The sequence below is a fragment of the Bradyrhizobium australiense genome (assembly GCF_013114825.1).
In the GTDB taxonomy this organism is placed as follows: Bacteria; Pseudomonadota; Alphaproteobacteria; order Rhizobiales; family Xanthobacteraceae; genus Bradyrhizobium; species Bradyrhizobium australiense.
Genome location: NZ_JAAVLX010000002.1, coordinates 37841 through 64105, shown reverse-complemented (window position 1 = coordinate 64105; position 26265 = coordinate 37841). Strand labels below are relative to the sequence as shown.

18 protein-coding genes are annotated in these 26265 nt (G+C 62.1%); 13 read left to right on the top strand and 5 right to left on the bottom strand.

The window, feature by feature from the left end; translation table 11 throughout:
- The first annotated feature begins 235 nt into the window (after positions 1-235).
- Both rplK and rplA read left to right on the top strand, forming a co-directional pair.
- Entirely contained in the window at positions 236-664 is a 429-nt protein-coding gene (rplK, locus tag HCN58_RS03860) for a 50S ribosomal protein L11 (RefSeq protein ID WP_171578066.1), read from the top strand.
- A gap of 6 nt (positions 665-670) precedes the next feature.
- Complete coding sequence (gene rplA, locus HCN58_RS03855) at positions 671-1363, top strand: 50S ribosomal protein L1 (RefSeq protein WP_171578065.1); 693 nt, start codon at positions 671-673, stop codon at positions 1361-1363.
- Positions 1364-1450: 87 nt separating this feature from the next.
- Here the strand turns inward: rplA and HCN58_RS03850 are convergent, their stop codons facing one another.
- Positions 1451-2242, bottom strand: a complete 792-nt coding sequence (locus HCN58_RS03850) for an intradiol ring-cleavage dioxygenase (RefSeq protein ID WP_235983358.1) — start codon at positions 2240-2242, stop codon at positions 1451-1453.
- Between the two features lie 137 nt (positions 2243-2379).
- Between HCN58_RS03850 and HCN58_RS03845 the strand changes: the two genes are divergently transcribed.
- On the top strand, positions 2380-3333 hold the full coding sequence (locus HCN58_RS03845) for a 2-hydroxyacid dehydrogenase (RefSeq protein ID WP_171578064.1): 954 nt from the start codon (positions 2380-2382) through the stop codon (positions 3331-3333).
- A 2-nt stretch (positions 3334-3335) separates the two neighbouring features.
- On the opposite strand, the gene HCN58_RS03840 is transcribed toward HCN58_RS03845, so the two are convergent.
- From HCN58_RS03840 to HCN58_RS03830, 3 genes are read right to left on the bottom strand one after another with little or no spacing between them, the layout of a single operon-like run.
- Entirely contained in the window at positions 3336-4223 is an 888-nt protein-coding gene (locus HCN58_RS03840) for a sigma-70 family RNA polymerase sigma factor (protein ID WP_210265866.1), read from the bottom strand.
- On the bottom strand, positions 4201-4746 hold the full coding sequence (locus tag HCN58_RS03835; protein WP_171578062.1) for a carboxymuconolactone decarboxylase family protein: 546 nt from the start codon (positions 4744-4746) through the stop codon (positions 4201-4203). The genes HCN58_RS03840 and HCN58_RS03835 overlap by 23 nt, the downstream gene beginning before the upstream one ends.
- Complete coding sequence (locus tag HCN58_RS03830; protein ID WP_171578061.1) at positions 4739-5116, bottom strand: hypothetical protein; 378 nt, start codon at positions 5114-5116, stop codon at positions 4739-4741. The genes HCN58_RS03835 and HCN58_RS03830 overlap by 8 nt, the downstream gene beginning before the upstream one ends.
- A gap of 646 nt (positions 5117-5762) precedes the next feature.
- Between HCN58_RS03830 and rplJ the strand changes: the two genes are divergently transcribed.
- From rplJ to HCN58_RS03795, 7 genes are all read left to right on the top strand, one after another.
- Entirely contained in the window at positions 5763-6281 is a 519-nt protein-coding gene (rplJ, locus tag HCN58_RS03825; RefSeq protein WP_057843567.1) for a 50S ribosomal protein L10, read from the top strand.
- A 50-nt stretch (positions 6282-6331) separates the two neighbouring features.
- Complete coding sequence (gene rplL, locus HCN58_RS03820; protein WP_065748157.1) at positions 6332-6709, top strand: 50S ribosomal protein L7/L12; 378 nt, start codon at positions 6332-6334, stop codon at positions 6707-6709.
- A 525-nt stretch (positions 6710-7234) separates the two neighbouring features.
- Positions 7235-11353 (top strand): DNA-directed RNA polymerase subunit beta, encoded by a 4119-nt coding sequence (rpoB, locus tag HCN58_RS03815; RefSeq protein ID WP_171578060.1) that lies wholly within the window; start codon positions 7235-7237, stop codon positions 11351-11353.
- Positions 11354-11501: 148 nt separating this feature from the next.
- On the top strand, positions 11502-15701 hold the full coding sequence (gene rpoC / locus HCN58_RS03810; RefSeq protein WP_171578059.1) for a DNA-directed RNA polymerase subunit beta': 4200 nt from the start codon (positions 11502-11504) through the stop codon (positions 15699-15701).
- A 147-nt stretch (positions 15702-15848) separates the two neighbouring features.
- Positions 15849-16946 carry a helix-turn-helix transcriptional regulator gene (locus HCN58_RS03805; RefSeq protein WP_171578058.1) on the top strand — a complete coding sequence of 366 codons (1098 nt, stop codon included), beginning with the start codon at positions 15849-15851 and terminating at the stop codon, positions 16944-16946.
- A 238-nt stretch (positions 16947-17184) separates the two neighbouring features.
- Entirely contained in the window at positions 17185-19239 is a 2055-nt protein-coding gene (locus HCN58_RS03800) for an FAD-dependent oxidoreductase (protein WP_171578057.1), read from the top strand.
- 164 nt (positions 19240-19403) lie between these two features.
- On the top strand, positions 19404-21434 hold the full coding sequence (locus HCN58_RS03795; protein WP_171578056.1) for an ABC transporter ATP-binding protein: 2031 nt from the start codon (positions 19404-19406) through the stop codon (positions 21432-21434).
- Here the strand turns inward: HCN58_RS03795 and HCN58_RS03790 are convergent.
- The gene (locus tag HCN58_RS03790) at positions 21377-22600 is read right to left on the bottom strand and encodes an FAD-dependent oxidoreductase (protein WP_171578055.1); all 1224 of its coding nucleotides are present in this window, start codon (positions 22598-22600) and stop codon (positions 21377-21379) included. The two genes, HCN58_RS03795 and HCN58_RS03790, sit on opposite strands and share 58 nt — an antisense overlap.
- Positions 22601-23277: 677 nt before the next feature.
- On the opposite strand from HCN58_RS03790, the gene rpsL reads away from it, so the two are divergent.
- The 3 genes from rpsL to fusA are packed head-to-tail and all read left to right on the top strand — an operon-like array spanning position 23278 to position 26237.
- The gene (rpsL, locus tag HCN58_RS03785; RefSeq protein WP_027536823.1) at positions 23278-23649 is read left to right on the top strand and encodes a 30S ribosomal protein S12; all 372 of its coding nucleotides are present in this window, start codon (positions 23278-23280) and stop codon (positions 23647-23649) included.
- 15 nt (positions 23650-23664) lie between these two features.
- Entirely contained in the window at positions 23665-24135 is a 471-nt protein-coding gene (rpsG, locus tag HCN58_RS03780; protein WP_028349061.1) for a 30S ribosomal protein S7, read from the top strand.
- Between the two features lie 29 nt (positions 24136-24164).
- Positions 24165-26237 carry an elongation factor G gene (fusA, locus tag HCN58_RS03775; RefSeq protein ID WP_171578054.1) on the top strand — a complete coding sequence of 691 codons (2073 nt, stop codon included), beginning with the start codon at positions 24165-24167 and terminating at the stop codon, positions 26235-26237.
- Positions 26238-26265: the final 28 nt, after the last annotated feature.

Below are 26265 nucleotides of genomic sequence, written 5' to 3'. Positions count from 1 at the left end.
AAGCGCGAAGCACGTCTTCGCTCCGGATGCCCCGGCAATTCATCGCCCTTCGCAAGAAGGCTCTTTTCGAAGGGAGATGATGCCCGGGTAAAGCCCGGGCATGACGAGGAGAGCAAGCGGCGAAGCCGCTTGAGAAGAGCCGTGGAAGGGGACTGACGGTCGCCAGCCGTCATGCGAACCGCACCACGGTCCTGTGAAGCTTCCGGATTGTCCGGAGCAACATGAGGAGCAGTAAATGGCAAAGAAAGTGACCGGATACCTGAAGCTTCAGGTGCCGGCGGGTGCGGCCAATCCGTCGCCCCCGATCGGTCCCGCGCTTGGTCAGCGCGGTCTCAACATCATGGAATTCTGCAAGGCGTTCAACGCGCAGACGCAGAAGGAAGAAAAGAACACCCCGATCCCGGTGATCATCACCATCTATGCGGACCGTTCCTTCACCTTCGAGATGAAGACGCCGCCGATGTCCCATTTCCTCAAACAGGCGGCCAAGATCCAGTCCGGCTCGAAAGCTCCGGGCCGCGACAAGGCCGGCCAGGTGACGAAAGCGCAGGTGCGCGAGATCGCCGAGAAGAAGATGAAGGATCTCAATTGCGATACCATCGAATCGGCCATGAAGATGGTCGAGGGCTCCGCCCGTTCGATGGGTCTGGAAGTTGCGGGGTAACGGACCATGGCAATCGGAAAACGTTTGAAGAAGGTCCGTGAGGGCATCGACCGCGAGAAGCTCTATCCGCTCGCGGACGCCATCAAGATGGTCAAGGAACGCGCCAAGGCGAAGTTCGACGAGACGATCGAGATCGCGATCAATCTCGGCGTCGACCCGCGCCATGCCGACCAGATGGTCCGCGGCGTCGTCAATCTGCCGAACGGCACCGGCCGCACGCTGCGCGTTGGCGTGTTCGCCCGCGGCGCAAAGGCGGAAGAAGCCAAGGCGGCGGGAGCTGACGTCGTCGGCGCCGAAGATCTGGTCGAGAAGGTGCAGGGCGGCAACATCGATTTCGATCGTTGTATCGCTACCCCCGACATGATGCCGCTGGTCGGACGTCTCGGTAAGGTGCTCGGCCCGCGCGGCATGATGCCGAACCCGAAGATCGGTACCGTGACCATGGACGTCACGTCAGCCGTGAAGGGCGCAAAGGGCGGCTCGGTCGAATTCCGCGTCGAGAAGGCCGGCATCGTGCAGGCCGGCGTCGGCAAGGCGTCGTTCTCCGAGGAAAAGCTCGTGCAGAACGTGAAAGCGCTTGCGGACGCGGTGGCGAAAGCAAAGCCGGCCGGCGCCAAGGGCACCTATATCCAGCGCGTGGCGGTCTCCTCCACCATGGGCCCGGGCGTCAAGGTCGAGCCGGGCACGCTGCTCGGCTAGCCCACGCGTCACACATCAATAGCAAAGGCGGAATCGGGAAACCGGTTCCGCCTTTTGCGTTTGGCGATCCTGGGAATGGATCGACTTCTATCCGTTTCGCTGCTTCGCGGGATCGATACCCGGCACAATGGCGCGTGGCTGGACGGGTGGGGCCGGGGAGTTGCCCATGACAGTGGCCGCGGTGCGGTTCACGCCAACGATCAGCGTCGCCAGATAATGGTCCGCCTCTTCCTTGATGTCGCAGAAGCCACCCCGCGTCGCGTCTGACAGCGCCAGTCCGTCGTTGCTGTTGAAGGTGTTGCGTGAGGCCTTCCGCCGGTACGCGCCGACATTGCCGAAGATGTATTGGCTGAGCGCGTCGGGGAAGTACATCTGGCCGGTGAGAAGGCTCTTGTCGTCGAGAAAAATCTTGAAGTGCACGTGTACGGTGCGGCCGGGGTACCATCCTGGATAGATGCTGCGGAATGTCACCTCGCCGCGCGTGTCCGCGATCTGGGTGCCGCGCATGAAGGTGCCGCCGCTGGTATCGATGTTCCGCGTGTCGCCCTGGCCGGGGTAGCCGGAGTAAGACCCGTCAGCACGGGTATGCCACACGTCCACGCGCGCGCCTTGCACCGGCGCGCAGTTCGCCGCTTCCATCACGACGAAGCGCAGCCGCAACGGCACGCCGGGCTGACCTTCGGTGATGTCGGAGCGCAGCAATTTGGGATCGAAATAGAACGGGCCCGGCACGGACGCCGGAGTCAACGTGCAGGAGGGACGGAGTGCAACGGCCGGTACGGAGTCTGCATTGGCCGGCCTGGATAGGGCCGCAAGCGCCGGTGTTGCAACCAGAGCGGAGAGCATGGTGCGCCGGCTCATTCCGGAACTTCCGAACATCTGCCATTCCTTCACTGCGGATGTGTGCGGCCCCGAACCATAGTATCTGGCGCACCTCCGCTTGCGTAAGTCACAAAGCGTTGTGCTGCAGGCCAAATCGATTGATCAACCCGCAAGGTTGAACCGGCAGGAATGAAATGCCCGAGAAAGTCCTGATCTATTCGCGTTTTCCGAAGGCCCAGATGGAACGTTTTGGCGAACGCTTCGAGTTGTTGAACGCCGCGGGCAAGGCGCCCAACGAGGTGTTCTCGGCCGATCAACTCGCGAGCATTCGTGCGCTGATCACGGCGGGCGGCACGCCGCTGCGCGCCGAGGCGATGGACATGATGCCGAAGCTGGGCGCGATCATCTGCTACGGCACCGGCTATGACGGCGTCGATCTGGCCGCGGCGGCGAAACGTAACATCGCCGTCGGTCACAGCCCCGGCGCGAATGCGGCGTCAGTCGCCGATATCGCGGTTACCCTGATGCTGGCGGCCACGCGACGGCTGCTCGTGGCCGACGACTATGTGCGGGCTGGGAGTTGGGCGGCCGCAAAGCCGTCGCCGATGATGCGCCCGCAGGCGGGCATGCTTGGCCGCAATATCGGCATCTACGGCATGGGCGAGATCGGCCGCAAGATCGCGGCGCGCGTTGCCGCCTTCGAGACCGAGGTCGGCTATTTCAGCCGCAGCAAGCACGATGTGCCGTATCGGTATTTTCCGAGCCTGGATGCGCTTGCGGAGTGGTGCAGCGTCCTGATGGTCGCGGTGCGGGCCGGCGCGGACACCCATCACGCGGTAGATGCCAATATTCTGCGCAAGCTCGGCAAGGACGGTTACGTCGTCAATATTTCGCGCGGCTCGGTCATCGACCAGCCGGCGCTGATTGCGGCGCTGACCGATCAGACCATCGCCGGCGCAGGCCTCGACGTCTACGCGAAAGAGCCGCATGCGCCGGACGCCCTGACGGCGCTGCCCAATGTCGTGCTCTCTCCGCACATCGGCGGCCATACGCTGGAGTCGCATGTGGCGATGCAGAACTGCGTACTCGCCAATCTCGACGCATTCTTCGCCGGCAAGCCGCTGCCGTACAAGGTGGTGCTCGGCTGACCTCAATGCATTCCCGCAACCGGAAGATGGCGCAGCTTGTCGGGATTGCGGACGACATAGATCGCGGCGATTTTTTCGCCGTCGATCGCCATGCTCAGGGTGAGGTCGAGTTCGCCATCCAGATAGAGTAGGGCGCCGATGGCGCCGTTGATGACAGCCGGCTCGATACGGACCTGCTGGCCGGCGGTTTTGCCGGCAATGCCGACGAAGAAGCGGGCAACCCTGTCTTTTCCAACAATCGGATTGCGCGCCGCGAATTTGCGGCCGCCGCCATCGGTGATCGCAACCGCATCCTCGCGCAGCAATGCAGCCAGCCGGCTGACATCGCCGCTCGAAACCGCCTCGCTGAAAGCATGCAGGAGGCGCGCGTGATTGTCCGGCGCGGCCGCAGGTGCCGGGCGGTTGTCGCGCACCGCTCGGCGGGCGCGCGAGGCGAGTTGACGGCAGGCGGCCTCGCTACGGTCGAGCATCGCGGCGATTTCGGAAAACGGCGTGTCGAACACATCGTGAAGCAGGAAGGCCGCGCGCTCCATCGGAGAAAGCCGGTCCAGCGCCAGCAACAGGGCGAACGATAGATCATCAGCCAGTTCGGTGGCGGCTTCGGCTGACAGACTTTCCGCGTCGAACACGGGCTCCGGCAGCCAGGGCCCGATATAGATCTCCCGCTGCGCCTTCGCGCTCTTCAGGCGATCGAGGCAGAGCCGGGTCACGACGGTGACGAGAAACGCTTCCGCATTGCGGACGTCCTGCGCGCCGGCAAAGCGCAGATAGGCGTCCTGCACGACGTCTTCAGCATCGCTGCGGCTGCCGAGCATGCGATAGGCGAGCCCGAGCAAGCGCCCGCGATGGGGCGCCAGCGGGTCGTTGTCATGCGGCCTGTTTGACGACATCGACATTGTGCCCATTCACCGAGACACGGCGGCACTCCTTGGCATAGCCGAGCCCGGCTTTCACCATCGGAAACATGCGGCCGAGCTGCAGCGCCAGTGTCAGATCTATCACGGCTTTCTGGCCCCATTGGGCGCGCACGGCATCGCGAAACTCATCGTCACTGGCGGAGCGGCGTACCACGGCATCGGCAAACCGGAACCCGAGCGTGGTTGCCTCGTTCATGGCGCGCGGATCGCGGCGAAGAACCGCTTCGATCTGATCCTTGGGCATACCCGCTTCGAGCGCCATATCCACGACCAGTTGCGTGCACGGGCCGCAATCCTCCGCCAGCGCGCCGACGATTTTGGCGGCGAAGCTGGCATCGGTCGGGACCGCCTCGCGGTGCGCGGCCGCCTTCATGACGGGCGCGAACTTGAAGAAGGCAGAGGACGATTCGTTCAGCATCATTTCGAGATAGCTGACGTCGTAACCATAGCGTTTGGCGAATGCACGCAAACTGCGGCGGGCGATCCAACTACGCATATTTTTCTCCTTGGTTGGGAAAGGCGGAATAGAGGGCAAGTGCGGAAGGCAGGACCACGGCGACAAGGTCGAACGCGACGTGATGGACGTGCCCGCTAACGATCAGCGCCAGGTGGATCAGACCGTGCGCGGCGAGGAAGCCGGCGCCTGCGACCGCTGCCGGCCAATAGCGCGGGCGCCATGCCCGCGCGGCCAGCGCAAGGCCGGCCACCAGAAATGCTGCGCCGACGTCCTGCACGAAATGCGGGTTGAAGGGGCCGGTCTCGGTGACGCCGGGAACGTTTTGGTACCAGAGGGGGCCGGCAAAAAGCATCGCCAGCCCGTTAAGAACGGTCAGTATCGCAAGAACTGCCGCTATCTGACGCCGCATGGGAACCTCCTGCGGCCAAGACGAGCCTGGGGAGGGCAGTGTGACGGGGCGAATCAAAAATTTTGGCGGGTTTCAGACTAAAATTTTGCCCGGGAATTTTGCTTTGGCTGGGCCGGCAAACTGGTGTGAATTTTGCTCTTGGCAAGCCCGGCAAGACTCGTTAAACAACGGCTTCCGGGCGTGCTGGCCGTAGCTGGCACGTCTGTGCGCGCATTCCGAAAATCCGATACGGTAGGAGATCATTCCTTTCAGGACATCCGCTTGGATTGCTCGAAAGGAAGGAAAACTCATCGCTTCGGTGGATTGCGGCAGGGGTCTTTCGGCTTGCCGGATGGCCTCGATCCTGTCCGAGACTGCAGGCGCCCGCGAAGGAATTCAAGTTTCTCCAACGGCTTAATCTTACAGCCTGCATAGACGGGTGAAGACCGGATTTCGCTTTAACGCCGCTTTGCCGCGGCGCAATGGCTGATTTGGTTCGAACCTCGACACCCCGCGCCATCTGGTTCGGGAGGGCAGGCTTTTCAAATGTCGTCTTGCCCGGCGTGTCCTAGAGACTGGTGTCTAGAGGTCAGGTTTTGGGTGAGGCGATGGGTGCAACCCGGCGGTCTCGCTCCTAGCGAAGGCCGCCAACCGGAGAGAGCTTGCTGTGGAAAGAGCGGCAAAAAAGGACGCGGTTGAGGCGCTGAACGAGGTCTTCAAGACCACGAGCGTCGCAGTCGTCGCCCACTATTCCGGCCTCACCGTGGCCCAGATGCAGAAGCTGCGCACGCAGATGAAGCAGGCGGGCGCGTCAGTGAAGGTCTCGAAGAACCGTCTCGCCAAAATTGCTCTTGAAGGCACGGATGTCGTTGCCATCGGTTCCCTGCTGAAGGGGCCGACCGTGATCGCGACTTCAAACGATCCGGTAGCGGCGCCGAAGGTTGCCATGGAGTTCGCCAAGACGAACGAGCAGTTCGTCATTCTCGGCGGCTCGATGGGTAAAACCGTCCTGGATGTGAACGGCGTGAAGGCGCTTGCCTCGCTGCCGTCGCTGGATGAACTGCGCGGTAAGCTTGTCGGCCTCCTGGTGGCGCCGGCAACCAAGATTGCTCAGCTCTCCACTGCGCCCGCGGCCAAGCTCGCGCGCGTCGTTCAGGCCTATGCCTCAAAGAGCGAAGCGGCCTGACCCTTCGCAAATCAAATCTGGTTCGAACCAAACCTTTAAGGAACTGATCAATGGCTGACCTACAGAAAATCGTCGACGACCTCTCGAGCCTCACGGTGCTCGAAGCTGCCGAGCTCGCGAAGCTCCTCGAAGAAAAGTGGGGCGTTTCCGCCGCTGCCGCCGTGGCGGTGGCCGGTCCCGCGGGTGGCGGCGCCGCCGCTGCTCCGGCTGAAGAAAAGACCGACTTCACCGTCGTTCTCGCTTCCGCCGGCGAAAAGAAGATCGAAGTCATCAAGGAAGTCCGCGCCATCACCGGCCTGGGCCTCAAGGAAGCCAAGGACCTCGTCGAGGGCGCGCCCAAGCCGGTCAAGGAAGGCGTGAACAAGGAAGAGGCCGACAAGCTCAAGGCCCAGCTCGAAAAGGCTGGCGCGAAGGTTGAGCTGAAGTAACGCAAGTTGCTTCGGCGAAATCCGCGGACAAGCGAGGCGTCAGCCGAGCGCGATCCGGGGATCTGCCAAGGACGTGGATGGCCGGGGAAAATCCCGGCTGTGACGGAGGCGGTAGAATTCAGTGCAAAAACTGGCGCGATGGGGTAACCCGGAGCACGGCGTACACAGAAAAGTGTGGGGATTCGCGGGGTTAGCCCCTCGAATCCCCACGTTTCCGCCCCATATCAGGGCGGCAGCAGGAAAAGGCGGTAGGCGGCGGGACGGCAGGGTTCCCGGCGTAAGCCGTTGGGAGACAGTCAGATTTCGGGCTTTTTCAGTCCGTGAAGCCACCAGTTGTGACGGGCGGGTGCAGTCATGCGCCCCGCGCGTCGTTTTGCGTTTTGAAGGTCTAAAGTGCGGGTTCAGGATTTAATTCCTGAAAGTGGGCTTTGTACCTTTTGAGCGATTCGATAATTCAACCCGGGGGCGATGGCAGTCGCGCTTCGGAAGGTTCGCCCACTAAGGCGACGAAAATGAGAGGCCACGATGGCGCAGCAGACATTCACCGGTCGCAAACGGGTCCGCAAGTTCTTCGGACACATCAAGGAAGTCGCCGAGATGCCGAACCTCATCGAGGTTCAGAAGGCGTCCTACGACCAGTTCCTGATGGTCGACGAACCCCCCGGCGGACGACTGGACGAGGGCCTGCAGGCGGTGTTCCGCTCGGTGTTCCCGATCTCGGACTTCTCCGGCACCTCGATGCTGGAATTCGTTCGCTACGAATTCGAGCCGCCGAAATACGACGTCGACGAGTGCCGCCAGCGCGGCATGACCTATGCTGCGCCGCTGAAGGTGACGCTGCGCCTGATCGTGTTCGATATTGACGAGGAAACCGGCGCCAAGTCGGTCAAGGATATCAAGGAGCAGGACGTCTACATGGGCGACATCCCGCTCATGACCATGAACGGCACCTTCGTCGTCAACGGCACCGAGCGCGTCATCGTCTCCCAGATGCACCGGTCGCCCGGCGTGTTCTTCGATCACGACAAGGGCAAGACCCATTCGTCCGGCAAGCTTTTGTTTGCCGCGCGCGTGATTCCGTATCGCGGTTCCTGGCTCGACATCGAGTTCGACGCCAAGGACATCGTATTCGCGCGCATCGACCGCCGCCGCAAGATTCCCGTGACCTCGCTGATGTACGCGCTCGGTCTCGACGGCGAGACGATCCTGTCCACCTTCTACAAGAAGATCAATTTCAAGCGCGCCAAGGACGGCTGGCGCGTGCCGTTCGACGCCGCCCGTTTCCGCGGCTACTCGACCATCAACGACCTGATCGACGCCGACACCGGCAAGGTGGTGCTCGAGGCCGGCAAGAAGCTGACCGTGCGCGCCGCGCGCCAGTTGCAGGAAAAGGGCCTGAAAGCCCTGCGCCTGTCCGACGAAGAGCTGATCGGCAACTATCTCGCCGAGGATCTCGTCAATCCGAAGACCGGCGAGATCTACGCCGAAGCCGGCGAGGAGCTCACCGAGAAGTCGCTGAAGGCGCTCAACGAGCAGGGCTACAAGGAGTTGCCGCTGCTCGACATCGACCACGTCAATGTCGGCGCCTACATCCGCAACACGCTGCATGCCGACAAGAACATGACGCGTGAAGACGCGCTGTTCGACATCTACCGCGTGATGCGTCCGGGCGAGCCGCCGACGATCGATTCGGCGCAAACCATGTTCCAATCGCTGTTCTTCGACGCCGAGCGTTACGACCTGTCCGCGGTCGGCCGCGTCAAGATGAACATGCGCCTCGAACTCGACGCGCCCGATACCCATCGCACGCTGCGCAAGGAAGACATTCTGGCCGTCATCAAGACGCTGGTCGACCTGCGCGACGGCAAGGGCGAGATCGACGACATCGACCATCTCGGCAACCGCCGCGTGCGTTCGGTCGGCGAACTCATGGAGAATCAATACCGCATCGGCCTCCTTCGTATGGAGCGTGCGATCAAGGAGCGCATGTCCAGTGTCGATATCGACACCGTGATGCCGCAGGATTTGATCAACGCCAAGCCGGCCGCTGCCGCGGTGCGTGAGTTCTTCGGCTCCTCCCAGCTCTCGCAGTTCATGGACCAGACCAACCCGCTGTCGGAGATCACCCACAAGCGCCGTCTATCGGCGCTTGGACCGGGCGGTCTGACCCGCGAGCGCGCCGGCTTTGAGGTGCGCGACGTGCATCCGACCCATTACGGCCGCATCTGCCCGATCGAGACGCCGGAAGGTCCGAACATCGGCCTGATCAACTCGCTGGCGACGTTCGCGCGCGTCAACAAGTACGGCTTCGTTGAAACGCCCTATCGCAAGGTGAAGGACGGCCGCGTCACCGACGAGGTCGTGTATCTCTCGGCGATGGAGGAGGGCCGTTACCGGGTGGCGCAGGCCAACGTGCCGCTCGACGCCAAGGGTCGCTTCACCGAAGACCTGATCGTGTGCCGTCACGCCGGTGAAGTGCTGCCGATCACGCCGGACAAGGTCGACTACATGGACGTGTCGCCGAAGCAGCTCGTTTCGGTCGCCGCGGCGCTGATCCCGTTCCTCGAGAATGACGACGCCAACCGCGCGCTGATGGGCTCGAACATGCAGCGCCAGGCGGTGCCGCTGGTTCGCGCCGAGGCGCCGTTCGTCGGCACCGGCATGGAAGGCGTGGTGGCCCGAGACTCCGGTGCTGCGATCGCCGCCCGCCGTTCCGGCGTGATCGACCAGATCGACGCCACCCGCGTCGTGATCCGCGCCACCGAAGATCTCGATCCGACCAAGTCGGGCGTCGATATCTACCGGCTGATGAAATACCAGCGCTCCAACCAGTCGACCTGTATCAACCAGCGTCCGCTGGTGAAGGTCGGCGATATCGTCAAGAAGGGCGACATCATTGCCGACGGTCCGTCGACCGATCTCGGCGAGCTCGCGCTCGGCCGCAACGTGCTGGTCGCGTTCATGCCGTGGAACGGCTACAACTTCGAAGATTCGATCCTGCTCTCCGAGCGGATCGTGAAGGACGACGTCTTCACCTCGATCCACATCGAGGAATTCGAGGTGATGGCCCGCGACACCAAGCTGGGACCTGAGGAAATCACCCGCGACATTCCGAACGTTTCGGAAGAAGCGCTGAAGAACCTCGACGAAGCCGGCATCGTTTATATCGGCGCCGAAGTCCGTGCCGGCGACATCCTGGTCGGCAAGATCACGCCGAAGGGCGAAAGCCCGATGACGCCGGAAGAGAAGCTCTTGCGCGCCATCTTCGGCGAGAAGGCTTCCGACGTCCGCGATACCTCGCTGCGCGTGCCGCCCGGCGTGCAGGGCACGATCGTGGAAGTGCGCGTGTTCAATCGCCACGGCGTCGACAAGGACGAGCGTGCGCTGGCGATCGAGCGGGAAGAGATCGAGCGTCTGGCGAAGGACCGCGACGACGAACAGGCGATTCTCGACCGTAACGTCTACGGCCGCCTCGCCGAGCTCCTGGAAAACCGCCAGGGCATCGCGGGTCCGAAGGGCTTCAAGAAGGACACCAAGATCACGCGCGCCGTGCTCGAGGAGTACCCGAAGTCGCAGTGGTGGATGTTTGCATCACCCAACGACAAGCTGATGGCCGAAATCGAGGCGATGCGGAAGCAATACGACGAATCGAAGAAGGGCCTTGAACAGCGCTTTCTCGACAAGGTCGAGAAGCTGCAGCGTGGCGACGAACTGCCGCCCGGCGTGATGAAGATGGTCAAGGTCTTCGTCGCGGTGAAGCGCAAGATCCAGCCCGGCGACAAGATGGCCGGCCGCCACGGCAACAAGGGCGTGGTGTCCAAGATCGTGCCGATCGAGGACATGCCGTTCCTCGAGGACGGCACGCATGCGGATATCGTGCTCAATCCGCTCGGCGTGCCCTCGCGCATGAACGTCGGCCAGATTCTGGAGACGCATCTCGGCTGGGCCTGCGCCGGCCTCGGCAAGCGCATCGGCCAGACCATCGACAGCTATTATCAGAAGCAGGACCTCAAGCCGCTGCGCGAGACCCTGAAGAAGATCTATGGCGACGATGAAACTATCAAGACGCTGAACGACAACGAGCTGATGGAGTTGGGCCGAAATCTGAGCCACGGCGTGCCGATCGCAACGCCGGTGTTCGACGGTGCCAAGGAAGCCGACATCGAGGAGATGCTGAAGCTCGCGGGCTTCGACGCCTCCGGCCAGTCGACCGTGTATGACGGCCGCACCGGCGATGCTTTCGATCGAAAGGTCACGGTGGGCTACATCTACATGCTCAAGCTGCACCATCTGGTCGACGACAAGATCCACGCGCGTTCGATCGGTCCGTACTCGCTCGTCACCCAGCAGCCGCTGGGCGGCAAGGCGCAGTTCGGCGGCCAACGTTTCGGTGAAATGGAGGTGTGGGCGCTGGAAGCCTATGGTGCGGCCTACACGCTGCAGGAAATGCTGACCGTGAAGTCGGACGACGTCGCCGGCCGTACCAAGGTGTACGAGGCGATCGTGCGCGGTGACGACACGTTCGAGGCGGGTATTCCGGAATCGTTCAACGTGCTGGTCAAGGAAATGCGCTCGCTCGGCCTCAACGTCGACCTGCACAATTCCAAGATGGGACCGGCACCGACATCCGAGGCGGCCGAGTAACGCTGAAGATTCCATGTCCGGCCCATGCGCGAAGATGACTTCGCAGATGGGCCGGACATTCGCGCTCCACTCGGACGTTGAGCGGGGTGCGGGCCAAGAAGAATTTCGAATTTGCTGCCGGTGACGACCGGCACGCGAGGAGAAGACGATGAACCAAGAAATTATGAATCTCTTCAATCCGACGACCCCGGCCCAGGTCTTCGACCAGATCCGGATCTCGATTGCGTCCCCGGAGAAGATTCTGTCCTGGTCCTACGGCGAGATCAAAAAGCCGGAGACCATCAACTACCGGACCTTCAAGCCGGAGCGCGACGGCCTGTTCTGCGCCCGCATCTTCGGGCCGATCAAGGACTACGAGTGCTTGTGCGGCAAGTACAAGCGGATGAAGTACAAGGGCATCATCTGCGAAAAGTGCTCGGTCGAAGTGACGCTGTCGCGCGTCCGGCGCGAGCGCATGGGCCACATCGAGCTGGCTGCGCCCGTCGCCCACATCTGGTTTTTGAAGTCGCTGCCATCCCGCATCGGCCTTCTGCTCGACATGACGCTGAAGGATCTCGAGCGGATCCTGTACTTCGAATACTACGTCGTGCTGGAGCCGGGTCTCACCGCGCTCAAGGACCGTCAGCTCTTGTCGGAAGACGAGTATCTGAAGGCGCAGGACGAATACGGCCAGGATTCGTTCACCGCCATGATTGGTGCGGAAGCAATCCGCGAGCTGTTGAAGGGTCTTGAGCTCGAAAAACTAGAGCAGTCCTTGCGCGCGGAGATGCAGGAGACCGAATCCGACATCAAGCACAAGAAGCTCGCCAAGCGGCTGAAAATCGTCGAGGCCTTCCGCTATTCCGGCAACAAGCCGGAATGGATGATCCTCACCGTGGTGCCGGTGATCCCGCCGGACCTGCGTCCGCTGGTGCCGCTCGACGGCGGCCGCTTTGCGACCTCGGACCTCAACGACCTCTACCGCCGCGTCATCAACCGCAACAACCGCTTGAAGCGGCTGATGGAGCTGCGCGCGCCCGACATCATCATCCGCAACGAAAAGCGCATGCTGCAGGAGGCCGTCGACGCATTGTTCGACAACGGCCGCCGCGGTCGCGTTATCACCGGTGCGAACAAGCGCCCGCTGAAGTCGCTGGCCGACATGCTCAAGGGCAAGCAGGGCCGCTTCCGGCAGAATCTGCTCGGCAAGCGCGTCGACTATTCGGGCCGGTCCGTGATCGTGGTCGGTCCCGAGCTGCGCCTGCACCAGTGCGGTCTGCCGAAGAAGATGGCGCTCGAACTGTTCAAGCCGTTCATCTATTCGCGGCTCGACGCCAAGGGCCTGTCCACCACCGTTAAGCAGGCGAAGAAGCTCGTTGAGAAGGAGCGTCCCGAGGTCTGGGATATCCTGGACGAAGTGATCCGCGAGCATCCGGTGCTCTTGAACCGCGCCCCGACGCTGCATCGCCTCGGTATTCAGGCGTTCGAGCCGGTGCTGATCGAAGGCAAGGCGATCCAGCTCCATCCGCTGGTTTGCGCCGCGTTCAACGCCGACTTCGACGGCGACCAGATGGCCGTGCACGTTCCACTGTCGCTGGAAGCGCAGCTCGAAGCGCGCGTCCTGATGATGTCGACCAACAACATCCTGCATCCGGCGAACGGTCAGCCGATCATTGTGCCGTCGCAGGACATCGTGCTCGGCCTCTATTATCTCTCGATCATGCGTGAAGGCCTGCCCGGCGAGGGCAAGATCTTCGGCGACATGGCCGAGCTCGAGCACGCCCTGCATTCGAAAGTCATCCACCTCCACACCAAGATCAAGTACCGGTGGGAGGGCATCGACGAGAACGGCAAGCCGGCCAAGCGCTGGATCGAAACCACCGCGGGCCGCGTCATGCTCGGTAATGTGCTGCCGAAGAACCCGAAGATTTCGTACGACATCATCAACAAGCTGATGACGAAGCGCGAAATCTCCGGCGTGATCGATCAGGTCTACCGTCACTGCGGCCAGAAGGAGACGGTGATCTTCTGCGACCGTATCATGGCGCTCGGCTTCTACAACGCGTTCAAGGCCGGCATCTCGTTCGGCAAGGACGACATGGTCGTGCCGCACTCAAAGTGGAAGATCGTCGATACCACCCGTACGCTGGCGAAGGATTTCGAGCAGCAGTACAATGACGGCCTGATCACGCATGGCGAGAAGTACAACAAGGTGGTCGACGCCTGGTCGAAGGCGACCGAAGAAATCGCCAAGGAGATGATGAAGGAAATCTCCTCGACCAAGAAGACGCCGAAGGGCGCCGACGCCGACATCAATTCGATCTACATGATGGCGCATTCGGGCGCGCGCGGTTCGCCGGCCCAGATGCGCCAGCTCGCCGGTATGCGCGGCCTGATGGCGAAGCCTTCGGGTGAGATCATCGAGACGCCGATCATTTCCAACTTCAAGGAAGGCCTGTCGGTGCTCGAATACTTCAACTCGACCCACGGCGCCCGCAAGGGTCTCGCGGACACCGCGTTGAAGACTGCGAACTCCGGTTACCTGACCCGCCGTCTGGTCGACGTGGCGCAGGACTGCATCATCACGCAGGACGATTGCGGTACCAAGCTCGGCATCAAGATGCGCGCCATCGTCGATGCCGGTACGGTGGTCGCTTCGCTGGCCTCGCGTATTCTCGGCCGCACCGCGGGCGAGGATCTGCGCGATCCCGCGACCAACAAGGTCGTGGTCAAGCGCGGCACCCTGATGGAGGAGACGCATGTCGACGCCATCCAGCAGGCCGGCATCCAGGAGGTGAAGATCCGTTCGGCGCTGACCTGCGAACTGGTCAACGGCATCTGCGGCAAGTGCTACGGCCGCGATCTGGCCCGCGGCACGCCGGTCAATCATGGTGAAGCGGTCGGCGTCATCGCCGCCCAATCGATCGGTGAGCCGGGAACGCAGCTGACGATGCGCACGTTCCACATCGGCGGCGCGGCGCAGATCAACGAGCAGTCGTTCGTCGAGTCGAACTTCGAGGGCAAGGTCACCATCAAGAACAAGTCCATCGCCCGCAACAGCGAAGGTCACTTGGTCGCGATGGTCCGCAACATGGTCGTTGCCATCGTCGATGCCGACGGTACCGAGCGTGCGACCCACCGCATTCAGTACGGCGCGCGCATGCACGTCGACGAGGGCGACACGGTCAAGCGCGGCCAGCGTATCGCGGAATGGGATCCGTACAGCCGGCCGGTGCTCACCGAAGTCGAAGGCACCATCGGGTTCGAGGACCTGGTGGAAGGGCAGTCGATCTCGGAAACGCTCGACGAATCCACCGGTATCGCCAAGCGCGTCGTCATCGACTGGCGTGCGTCGCGGGGTGGGGCCGATCTGCGTCCGGCCATCGTCGTGAAGGGCAAGGACGGCAAGGTGCTCAAGCTCGCGCGTGGCGGCGATGCCCGTTACATGCTGTCGGTCGACGGCATTCTGTCGGTCGACGTCGGTGCGAAGGTCAAGGCCGGTGACATCCTGGCGCGTATCTCGACGGAAAGCGCCAAGACCCGCGACATCACCGGCGGTCTGCCGCGGGTGGCCGAACTGTTCGAGGCCCGCAAGCCAAAGGACGCGGCGATCATCGCGGAAATCGCGGGCACCATCCGCTTCGGCCGCGACTACAAGAACAAGCGCCGCATCTCGATCGAGCCGATGGACAAGACCGAGGAGACCAGGGAGTACCTGATCCCGAAGGGCAAGCACATCCATCTGCAGGACGGCGACATCGTCGAAAAGGGCGATTTCATCGTCGAAGGCAATCCGGCGCCGCACGACATCCTGGCGATCAAGGGCATCGAGGAACTCGCTGCCTATCTGGTCAACGAAATCCAGGAGGTCTACCGGCTGCAGGGCGTGCTCATCAACGACAAGCACATCGAGGTGATTGTCCGTCAGATGCTGCAGAAGGTCGAGATCACCGACCAGGGTGATACCGACATGATCTCGGGCGAGCAGGTCGACAAGATTGAGTTCGATGCGCTCAACCTGAAGGCAAAGGAAGAGGGCAAGAAGCCCGCCACGGGAACGCCGGTTCTGCTCGGCATCACCAAGGCGAGCCTGCAGACCCGCTCGTTCTTCTCGGCGGCCTCGTTCCAGGAGACCACCCGCGTGCTCACCGAAGCCGCCGTCAACGGCAAGGTGGACCCGCTGGAAGGCCTCAAGGAGAACGTCATTGTCGGCCGGCTGATCCCGGCGGGCACCGGCGCCTCGATGGCCAAGATCCGCGAAGTCGCGGTCAAGCGCGACAAGCTGATCCTGGACGAACGCGAGAAGCAGGCGGCCATCGTGCCGACCGCTCCGGAAGCGGAACCGCTGGCGCTGCCGCCGGCGGAATAAGGGTTCCACTCCGATCAACAGGAAAGCCGGCTGCGAAGCCGGCTTTTCTTTTTGCGAACGAGGATATGTGCTTCACCCGGACGGGTGACCGCTGCTATCAAGTCAGGAAATGGCCCCCCGCCATCACGGTAATGTTTGCAAATCCCCATGAGCGAGTCGGCTCATTTTGATTCCCTGATCGACCGCATCTACGAGGCGGGGCTCATTCCTTCCCTGTGGCCGGCTGTGCTCGGCGAACTCGGTGCCGCGATCGGCGGCAACGGTGGCTTTCTGTTCGGCGTGCGCGACGGGTACACGAGCGCGGTCAATTCTGTCGAATATGATCAGCTCATGCCCGTTTTCCTGAGAGACGGATGGAGCGAACGCGATCCAAATCTGCCGCGCGCCATTGCGCTTAATCATGCAGGCTTCGTCACCGACTATGACCTCCTCTCGGAAGAGGAGATTGCGACCAACGACGTCTATTGCAACTTTTACCGCCAACACGGCATTGGCTACCGCGCCGGGACGATCATTCCGATGCCGAGCGGCGATTCAATCGCGATCGTGATGCCGCGGCATCAGGATCACGGCCCGGTGCCGCGCGAGGTCGTCGATCTGCTGGATGGGCTGCGGCCGCATCTGGCCCGGGCCTCCCTTGCCGCAAACCGCATCGGTTTCGAGCGCGCCCGTGCGCAGGTTGATGCATTGCAGGCGCTGGGGCTGCCGGGAGCAGTGCTGCGCGGGTCCGGCGGGGTGTTCGCGGTCAACAGCCTGTTCGATGCGCTGGTGCCTTCGCTGTTTCAGGATCGCGCCCAGCGCGTGACGGTAACGGACGTGGCGGCGGACGCGCTGCTCGCGGAAGCGCTCGCCACGCTGCCGCTTGCCGGCGGCCGGACCGTCAAATCCATGCCGGTGGCCGCAACGGCAGGTCACGTGCCGATGGTGCTGCATGTCATTCCCGTGCGCGGTTCCGCGCGCGATGTCTTCACGCAGGCTACCGCGCTATTGGTGGTGACGCCGGTCGATCGCGCGGCGGTGCCGACCGCGGAAGTTCTGCAAGGCCTGTTCGACCTGACGCCGGCGGAGGCGCGCGTGGCGCGGGGCGTCGGTCAGGCTGTAACCATCGATGCGCTTGCGGATGCGACCGGCGTCAATCGAGAGACGGTGCGCAGCCAACTTAAGGCCGTGCTGTCGAAGACCGGGCTGTCACGCCAGCAGGAGCTTGTCAGTCTGCTCGCCGGCAAGGCGTTCCGTGGCGGATAGACAACCTCGCCGTGCAGCTCCGGAGGTGGGACCGCCGGCACAATGAGACCTCCGCAAGAATACGGTGCGAAGACAAATGGTCGGCGCAAGCCGGCCTTTTTGCTGCTTTCTTTCATTGCTGCGTTGCGAGGACCTGCTTTGTTCATCTTCCCTTCAGGGTGAAAAGCGCTTTTGCTAATGCGGTTTAGACCGGCTGATTTCCTAGAGGCAGGGGGAGCCGGAGGGCGACGGAAAAGACATGTTGGATCTTGCAATCGTAGGCGGCGGCCCAGGCGGACTGATGAGCGCCTGGTACTTGAAGAAAAAGCTCGGCGATCTCTGCCGCGTCACGATTTACGAGGCGTCCGACCGTGTCGGGGGCAAGATCGTCTCGCGCAAATTCGATTCCGCGCCGGCGATGTATGAGGCAGGCGTCGCCGAAATCTACGATTATTCGATGACCGGCCCGGATCCCTTGCGGGAACTGATCCAGCATTTCGGCCTGCAGACGATACCGATGGACGCCGAGCAGGTGCATCTCGATGGCGAGCTGCTAAACGATGTACCGGGCATGCGCCGCAAGTATGGCGAGAAGACTGCAGCTGCGATCGAGGCGTTCCGCAAGCGCTGCGCCGACATGGTATCGCCGATCGAATATTATGAGGGCGTCGGTGCCCACGACAATGAGCACCCCTGGGCCTACATGACCTGCGAGGAAGTGCTCGACAAGGAGGTCGACGATCCCACCGCCAAGCGCTTCTTCAAGGTGATGGCGCGCTCGGACATTGCGACCGAAGCCCACAACACCAATGGGCTCAATGCCCTGAAGAACTTCGTGATGGATGTGGACGGCTATATCGGCCTGTACTCGATCCAGAACGGCAACGAGCAGTTGATCGAATGCCTGCGCTCGGAAGTCGATGCCGACATCCAGCTCAACCACCGCGTGCTGAAGGTCGGAAAAACCGCTTCCGGCCGCTATCAGCTCAACATGATGAACGGGAAGGGGCCGGAGACACGGGATTTCGATCTCGTGCTGATGTGCCTGCCGCATTCCTGGCTCGCCACCATGGGCTGGGATGGCGAGGAATTGCGCAAGTCGATGGTCAAGCATGTCGCTTATTTCGACCGGCCGGCGCATTACTTGCGGGTCTCGATCCTGTTCGACGAACCGTTCTGGGGCGAGAAGATCCCCGGCGCGTGGTTCATGTCGGAAACGTTCGGCGGCTGCTGTGTCTACAACGAGGGAGCCCGCCACGACGTCGGCAAGCACGGGGTGCTGAACTGGCTGATCGCCGGCTCGGACGCGCTGGCATTTGCCAATCTCAGCGACCAGGAACTGATTGACGCCGCGCTCAAATCGTTGCCGCCGTCTCTCGGCAATGCCCGCGATTATTTCCTGGAAGGCAAGATTCACCGCTGGCTGTCGTCGGTGAACGCGCTGCCGGGCGGCTTGCCGGTGCGTGACGTCATGACCAACCATCGCCCGGAGCCGAAGCTGCATCCGGGAATCGTGGTGGTCGGCGACTACCTGTTCGATTCAACGCTGAACGGGTTGCTCGACTCCTCCGATGCTGCCACCGACATCATCCTGACCGAGATGATGCGGCTGCGGCGCGCCCGCGCGCAACGGGGCGAGGTGTCGTCCGACAAAATCGACCGCAGCTATTTCGATAATTATCGGGGGTTGGGCCCCTACAGCGAAGTCTGGGGCCAGTTTACCGATCCGGCCTATCTGACGGAACTGATCAAGATCGTCTGGAACAGGGCCAAGGGTTACAAGCTCCTGGTCGCCGGCTCCGCCAGCGGCGAACTGGTCGGCGCGTTGCGCGAGCGCGGCATTGATGCCTGGGGTATCGAAAACAATCGGGCTATCCACGCCAAGACACCGAAGGCGCTGAAGCAGTTCAACAAGCTCGGCACGATCGTCGACATGCCGTTCAAGGGTGACGAGTTCGATTTCGTGTTCGAGACCAGCCTGTGTCATGTCGCCGAAAAACAGGTGCCGCGGGCGGTGCGGGAGCTGAACCGCGTCGTGAAGACCGGCCTGGTATTCGGGTCGGTGACCTCGGACATGGCACCCGCACTGATTGACCGTTACGATCTGTTGCGCGGCGTGAAGAAGCTCGGCACCTGGTGGGAATGGTCTGAATTGTTCTTTGGCAACGGATTCGACCTCGCGATGCACCGCCGCGACTGCACCGATGCGGTATGGGCCGCGACGCTGGCTGCCAACAAGGGGCCAGGCAAGTGGTATGCCGACGCCGACAGCCTGCGCTATTCGTTTTTCGACAAGGTCGAATCGGACGATTGAGCACCGACTGGCTGTATTGAGCGTGACCGCACTCCGCTGAAGCGGAGCCGGTCACGCCAAATGTTTGCCGAATTGATCCCGATCGCATAGAATCGTTGCGGTAGCGCTCGCCGCTGCCGCGTTCGATTTGCGGTCATGCCGGCCGTGCAGCATCGGTTGGTTTCATGGCGCCCAAGCCTCCTTCCTCGGATGATCAGAATCCCGCGCGGGCGGACGATCCTGAACTCGCGAAGAAGCTCGCGGCCGGAGCTGCCGCCGTGCCCGTTTCCGGTAGCAGGGCGGCCGGCATCCAGCCTGACGACGGCAAGGACGACGAAGCGGACGAGCTCGAGCTCGGCGACGATGATGATGACGAGGACCTGGTCGTTTTCACCGCCAAGGAAGCCGCCGGCGCGCTGGCGACCATCTACGGCTTCGTCAAGCCGTATCTGAGCAATTACAGGAAGCTGCTCGTCTTCGTGACATTCGGCGTTCTCGTCGAGACGCTGTTCAACGTCATCATGCCGCTCAGCCTGAAATTCCTGATCGACGATGCGCTCGGCGAAGAGGACTTTCAGGCGCTCTACAAGATCCTCGGCGTGCTCGCGGCCGCCGGTATCATCACCTCGATCATCGCGGTCTGGTACGAGCGCTGGGATGCGCGGCTGGCGGCGTGCGTCATTGCCGATGTGCGGACGCGGCTGTTCGAGCACGTCCAGAACCTGCCGGCGTCGTATTTTGCCCGCACCAAGCGCGGCGAGATCCTGTCGCGCTTCTCGATCGACCTCGCCGCCTTTGAAAGCTCGGTCAAGACGTTCGCCAACAGCGCCGCACTGCCGTTTCTGGAGCTGATCGCCGGCATCATTCTGATGCTGTTTTTAAACTGGCAGCTTGCGGCGGTGGCCTTGCTGGTGTTTCCGATCACGCTCATCGGGCCGCGGATCCTGACACCGAAGGCGGTGCAGGCGAATTACGAGCAGAAGCTCAACGAATCGGCGCTGCTTGGCACGGTTCAGGAAAACGTGGCTGCGCAGGCTGTGGTCAAGGCGTTCAGCCTGCAGCGCCGCACGCTCGGCTGGTTCACCATGCGCAACCAGGAAGTGCGCATCAAGACGGCGTCGGCAGTCTTCCTCTCTACAATGGTGGAGCGCACGGTCACGATTTCGGTGCTGCTGCTGCACCTCGTCGTGCTGGCGATCGGCGCCTATCTCGCCACCAAGGGCCAGATCACCATCGGCACTTTCGTCACCTTCGAGAGCGCGTTCTGGGAGGTATCCTACAATATCGCCCATCTGATGCACTTCATCCCGGTGTCGATCCAGTCGGCGGCGGCGGTGCGGCATATCCAGGAACTGCTGGATGAGCCGACCCGCGGCGCCGACCGGCCGGGCGCGCCCGATTTGCCGCCGATCACCAACGACATCACCTTCGACCGCGTCACCTTCGCGTATGAAGGCAGCGACACGCCGGTGCTCGATAATTTCAGCCTCAAGCTCAATGTCGGCAAGCGCATTGCGATCGTCGGCCCCAGCGGCTCGGGCAAGAGCACGCTGCTCAACCTGATCCTGCGTCTCTATACGCCGGACGAAGGGCGGGTGGCGATCGACGGCGTCGATATCCGCCGGGTGACTCGCGAATCGCTGCGCCGAGGCATGGCAATCGTGTTCCAGGAGAACATGTTATTCAACATGTCGATCCGGGAGAACATCCGGCTTGGCAAAGAAGGCGCCACCGACAAGGAGGTCGAGGAAGCCGCGCGCAAGGCGGAGATTCACCGCTACATCATGAGCCTGCCGCAGAAATACGACACGCCGGTCGGCGAGCGCGGCGACACGTTGTCGGGTGGCCAGCGCCAGCGCATCGCGATCGCGCGCGCCATCATCCGTAATCCCTCGCTGCTGCTGCTCGACGAAGCGACCTCGGCACTCGACCAGACCACGGAAGCCGCGATCAACCGCACGCTTCTGAAGGTGGCGGAGGGGCGCACCATGATCTGGTCGACCCACCGCCTGACATCAGTGGTCGAGATGGACGAGATCATCGTGATTTCAGGCGGCAAGGCGATCGAACGCGGCCCGCATGCGCAGTTGCTTGCGGCTAACGGCGTCTATCGCAAGCTCTGGGACGACCAGGGCCATACGCCGCACAACACAAACTCTCAGGCCGACGACGACAATGAAGACGACGACGATGATGAGGATGACGACGAGGAATGAGCGGGGCGGCTTGATCCCGCGCTGGCGCGCTTGCGCATCCGCCGCAAAGCGCCTTCGCCAAACCACGCCAGGAAGCGGGCCCAGCGCTGCGCACGCCAGTAAAGCCCGTTTTCGATCGTGACCTTGCGGAAGCTGATCGCCTTGGCCATCGACCAGGCGTCGCAAGCCTGCTTGATCGGATCATCATAGAAGGACGCGATCTTCTCCACGCCCATGCCTTCGGTCGCAAGCCAGGCAGGAATGTGGACGTTGCAGAGTTGCGCGACGTCGGTGAACACCTTGTCTGTCCCGGTGCCGGTAACCGGGCAGGTGGCCGCAAAGGCATCGCCGACCAGAACGACGCCCGCCTGGCGATAGCCGGTGGAGACGTAGAGATCGGCCGGCCGGATCTTGACGTCGCCGGCAATGGCGTATTCGCCGGTGATCCGGCGCAGCCTGGGCAGGGCGGCATTCATGGTCTCGACCGGCCGGTGCCGCATCTCGCGCAGCCAGGGGTCGTCGACCTCACGGTAGACGAACAGGTTGGTCCGCATCCGGTTGCCGACCGGGAACAGCGTCACATAGGCGACGCGGCCGCTTGTCCGTTCCGAAAAGTAGGTCAGGGCCGGAAATTCGAAGGCGGGGCGGCCCACTGGGACGATGTCGAATCCGATCGAGATGGAGTGGCTGGTGCTGATGATCTGGCGCTCGATGCCGAGATTGCGGCGCAGCCCGACGCTCAGTCCATTGGCCAGGACCACGAGCCGCGCCGAGACGATTTCGCCGTTGGACAGCGTGAGCTTCGGCCGCTCGGCGCTGGTCGAAACGTCGTTCACCTTGGCGTAGACGAGTTCGGCGGGAGGTGGGATTTCGGCGCGGAGCGCGCCGATCAGCGCGTCATACATGATGCCGTATTGGCGGCTCGGCTTCTTGTCGAGCAGGTAGCCGAATCGCGCGATCCAGTTTTCGCCGTCGTGGGTGGCCGAGCGAAGCACCGAATCGGCGATTCCGGTCTGGTAGAAACGGCCGAGCTGCTCGTCGCCGCTGATTTTTTCGACGCGGAAGTCGAAGGGATAGACCTGATGCGGATCGATCAGGACGGTTGGAATTCCCGCGCGGCCGAGCATGGCGGCCGCGGTCGAGCCGGCGAGGCCGCCGCCGACGATCGCAATGTCAGTGTACTTCATGAAGAATCCCGGCCTTGTTGCGCAAGTTTGCGCCCGGAAAGGCAAAGAAAGGCTTAGCCGGGAAAAACCGGAACCCGGGAATTATGTTTCTGGTTGTATTTATCCGGGTAAAATAAGCGACTCGACGCGCCCCAAGCTAAGGCAGGGCATCGCGTTTCGGCTTTCCCGATTTCGCGGTAAACGCTGAATCCGCAGACGCCATAGGCATTTCCAGCGTTCTCGTTTTGCTTGACTTAGCTATCCACCGCTTATAGAAGACGGCCACTTAACGACAGGCGGTGAGCAACGCCAGCGTCGGAACGGAACACCCTTTCAAATCCTTATGGGCAATTCCTAAAGGTACTGGACGGGCACCAACCTCGACGAATGCCGCTCAAACGCTGTCGATCATATTGCTAGGCAATGCCAGGACGATTTTAGTTCTCTTGAGCACGTCCTCTTGAGAGTGAACTCGGATGCATGACCTCGGAAGCAGGCCGGACAGCGAACGCTGATCGGTCTTCAGTCGCGGTCCTCTGTGGCGTCGAAGCGCTTTCCGCTCAGCGATGGGTGGTTGGCGCGATTTCGCTTTGCGCGGATGTTTTTCGCGTGAGGCGGGCCGAACGGAACGGCTAGTTCCGAGAAGAATTTGCGAAAGCCATTCAAGGTTTCGCGTGAACTAAAGGGTGAAGGCTGACATGCCGACGATCAACCAGCTGATCGCAAATCCGCGTACGGTACAGAAGTCGCGCAAGAAGGTGCCGGCGCTGCAGCAGTCGCCGCAGAAGCGCGGCGTTTGCACGCGCGTCTACACCACGACGCCGAAGAAGCCGAACTCGGCGCTTCGCAAGGTCGCCAAGGTGCGCCTGACCAACGGCTTTGAAGTGATCGGCTACATCCCGGGTGAAGGCCATAACCTTCAGGAACACTCGGTGGTGATGATCCGCGGCGGCCGCGTCAAGGACTTGCCCGGCGTGCGCTACCACATCCTCCGCGGCGTCCTCGACACCCAGGGCGTCAAGAACCGTAAGCAGCGCCGTTCGAAGTACGGCGCGAAGCGTCCGAAATAAGCGGGAACAGACAAGATGTCTCGTCGCCATTCTGCCGAAAAGCGTGAAGTCAACCCGGATCCGAAGTTCGGGAACATCATTATTACGAAGTTCATGAATTCGATCATGTACGACGGCAAGAAGTCCGCCGCCGAAAACATCGTCTATGGCGCGCTCGCCATGATCGAGGCCAAGACCAAGCAGGGGCCGCTCACCGTATTCGAGCAGGCGCTGGAAAATGTCATGCCGACCATCGAAGTGCGGTCGCGCCGCGTCGGTGGCGCCACCTACCAGGTGCCGGTCGAAGTGCGTTCGGTCCGCCGTCAGGCACTGGGCATTCGCTGGCTGATCACGGCCGCGCGCGAGCGCAACGAAAAGACGATGACGGAGCGGCTCTCGGCCGAGCTGCTCGATGCGTCGAACAACCGGGGGAACGCCGTCAAGAAGCGTGAAGACGTGCACCGGATGGCGGAAGCCAACCGCGCCTTCTCGCATTATCGCTGGTAACGGCGAAGAACGGATTTAAGGAACAGCCCATGCCCCGCCAACATGCCATCGAGGACTACCGTAACTTCGGTATCATGGCGCATATCGACGCCGGCAAGACCACGACCACCGAACGCATCCTCTATTACACCGGCAAGAGCCACAAGATCGGCGAAGTGCACGAAGGTGCCGCGACGATGGACTGGATGGAGCAGGAGCAGGAGCGTGGCATCACGATCACCTCAGCTGCGACCACCGCGTTCTGGAACGGCAAGCGCCTGAACATCATCGACACCCCCGGCCACGTCGACTTCACCATCGAAGTCGAGCGTTCCTTGCGCGTGCTCGACGGCGCCGTATGCGTGCTCGATTCCAACCAGGGCGTTGAGCCGCAGACCGAAACCGTCTGGCGCCAGGGCGACAAGTACAAGGTTCCGCGCATTGTCTTTGCCAACAAGATGGACAAGACCGGCGCCGACTTCTTCAAATGTCTCGCCGACATCGTCGACCGCCTCGGCGCCAAGCCGATCGCGATCCAGCTTCCGATCGGCGCCGAGAACAACTTCAAGGGTCTTGTCGATCTCGTGAAGATGCAGGGCATCATCTGGAACGATGAATCGCTCGGCGCCAAGTTCGACTATGTCGATATCCCGGCCGATCTCGTCGAGCAGGCGAAGGAATACCGCGAGAAGATGGTGGAGGCCGCCGTCGAGCTCGATGACGACGCCATGGCCGCTTACCTCGACGGCAAGGAGCCGGACGAGGCGACGCTGAAGCGGCTGATCCGTAAAGCCGTGCTGACCGGCGCGTTCTATCCCGTGCTGTGCGGCTCGGCGTTCAAGAACAAGGGCGTGCAGCCGTTGCTCGACGCCGTCGTCGACTATCTGCCGTCGCCGATCGACGTGCCCGCGATCAAGGGCACCGACGATGACGGCAACGAGGTGGTGCGCAAGGCCGACGACAAGGAGCCGCTGGCTCTGCTCGCATTCAAGATCATGGATGACCCGTTCGTCGGCACCATCACTTTCTGCCGCATCTATTCGGGCATCCTGCAGTCGGGTACCGGCGTGGTGAACTCGACCCGCGAGAAGAAAGAGCGCATCGGCCGCATGCTGTTGATGCATGCGAACAACCGTGAAGACATCAAGGAAGCCTATGCAGGCGACATCGTCGCGTTGGCTGGCCTGAAGGAAGCGCGCACCGGTGACACGCTGTGCGATCCCGACAAGCCGGTGATTCTGGAAAAAATGGAATTCCCGGAGCCGGTGATCGAAATCGCGATCGAGCCGAAGTCGAAGGCCGACCAGGAAAAGCTCGGCGTAGCACTTGCGAAGCTTGCCGCCGAAGATCCGTCTTTCCGGGTGTCGACCGATCAGGAGTCCGGCCAGACCATTCTCAAGGGCATGGGCGAACTCCATCTCGACATCAAGGTCGACATCCTCAAGCGCACCTACAAGGTCGACGCCAACATCGGCGCGCCGCAGGTGGCGTTCCGCGAGCGGGTCACCAAGCGCGCTGAAGTCAAGTACACGCACAAGAAGCAGACCGGCGGTACCGGTCAGTTCGCCGAAGTGTCGATCATCGTGGAGCCGAACGAGCCCGGCAAGGGTTACGAGTTCGAGTCCAAGATCGTCGGCGGCGCGGTGCCGAAGGAATACATCCCCGGCGTCGAAAAGGGCCTCAACAGCGTGATGGGCTCGGGCGTCGTCGCCGGCTTCCCGGTGGTGGACGTCAAGGTTCAGCTGGTCGACGGCAAGTATCACGACGTCGACTCATCGGCGCTGGCCTTCGAAATCGCATCGCGCGCGGCGTTCCGCGAAGCGCTGCAGAAGGGCAAGTCTGTTCTGCTCGAGCCGATCATGAAGGTCGAAGTGGTGACCCCGGAAGACTATACCGGTTCGGTCATCGGCGACCTGAATTCTCGGCGCGGCCAGATCCAAGGCCAGGACATGCGCGGCAACGCCAACGTCATCAACGCGATGGTGCCGCTCATGAACATGTTCGGGTATGTGAATAACCTGCGCTCGATGAGCCAGGGACGCGCGACCTTCACGATGCAATTCGATCACTACGCTGAAGCGCCGGCGAACGTGTCGGCAGAAGTCCAAAAGAAGTTTGCCTGATTGTCGTTGGTTGCAAGCTAACGACTGA

Bases quoted from the DNA above. Each gene is read 5' to 3' on its own strand.
- rplK (WP_171578066.1), top strand. From the start codon at position 236: ATGGCAAAGAAAGTGACCGGATACCTGAAGCTTCAGGTGCCGGCGGGT.
- rplA (WP_171578065.1), top strand. From the start codon at position 671: ATGGCAATCGGAAAACGTTTGAAGAAGGTCCGTGAGGGCATCGACCGC.
- HCN58_RS03850 (WP_235983358.1), bottom strand. From the start codon at position 2,242: ATGTTCGGAAGTTCCGGAATGAGCCGGCGCACCATGCTCTCCGCTCTG.
- HCN58_RS03845 (WP_171578064.1), top strand. From the start codon at position 2,380: ATGCCCGAGAAAGTCCTGATCTATTCGCGTTTTCCGAAGGCCCAGATG.
- HCN58_RS03840 (WP_210265866.1), bottom strand. From the start codon at position 4,223: ATGTCGTCAAACAGGCCGCATGACAACGACCCGCTGGCGCCCCATCGC.
- HCN58_RS03835 (WP_171578062.1), bottom strand. From the start codon at position 4,746: ATGCGTAGTTGGATCGCCCGCCGCAGTTTGCGTGCATTCGCCAAACGC.
- HCN58_RS03830 (WP_171578061.1), bottom strand. From the start codon at position 5,116: ATGCGGCGTCAGATAGCGGCAGTTCTTGCGATACTGACCGTTCTTAAC.
- rplL (WP_065748157.1), top strand. From the start codon at position 6,332: ATGGCTGACCTACAGAAAATCGTCGACGACCTCTCGAGCCTCACGGTG.
- rpoB (WP_171578060.1), top strand. From the start codon at position 7,235: ATGGCGCAGCAGACATTCACCGGTCGCAAACGGGTCCGCAAGTTCTTC.
- rpoC (WP_171578059.1), top strand. From the start codon at position 11,502: ATGAACCAAGAAATTATGAATCTCTTCAATCCGACGACCCCGGCCCAG.
- HCN58_RS03805 (WP_171578058.1), top strand. From the start codon at position 15,849: ATGAGCGAGTCGGCTCATTTTGATTCCCTGATCGACCGCATCTACGAG.
- HCN58_RS03800 (WP_171578057.1), top strand. From the start codon at position 17,185: ATGTTGGATCTTGCAATCGTAGGCGGCGGCCCAGGCGGACTGATGAGC.
- HCN58_RS03795 (WP_171578056.1), top strand. From the start codon at position 19,404: ATGGCGCCCAAGCCTCCTTCCTCGGATGATCAGAATCCCGCGCGGGCG.
- HCN58_RS03790 (WP_171578055.1), bottom strand. From the start codon at position 22,600: ATGAAGTACACTGACATTGCGATCGTCGGCGGCGGCCTCGCCGGCTCG.
- rpsL (WP_027536823.1), top strand. From the start codon at position 23,278: ATGCCGACGATCAACCAGCTGATCGCAAATCCGCGTACGGTACAGAAG.
- rpsG (WP_028349061.1), top strand. From the start codon at position 23,665: ATGTCTCGTCGCCATTCTGCCGAAAAGCGTGAAGTCAACCCGGATCCG.
- fusA (WP_171578054.1), top strand. From the start codon at position 24,165: ATGCCCCGCCAACATGCCATCGAGGACTACCGTAACTTCGGTATCATG.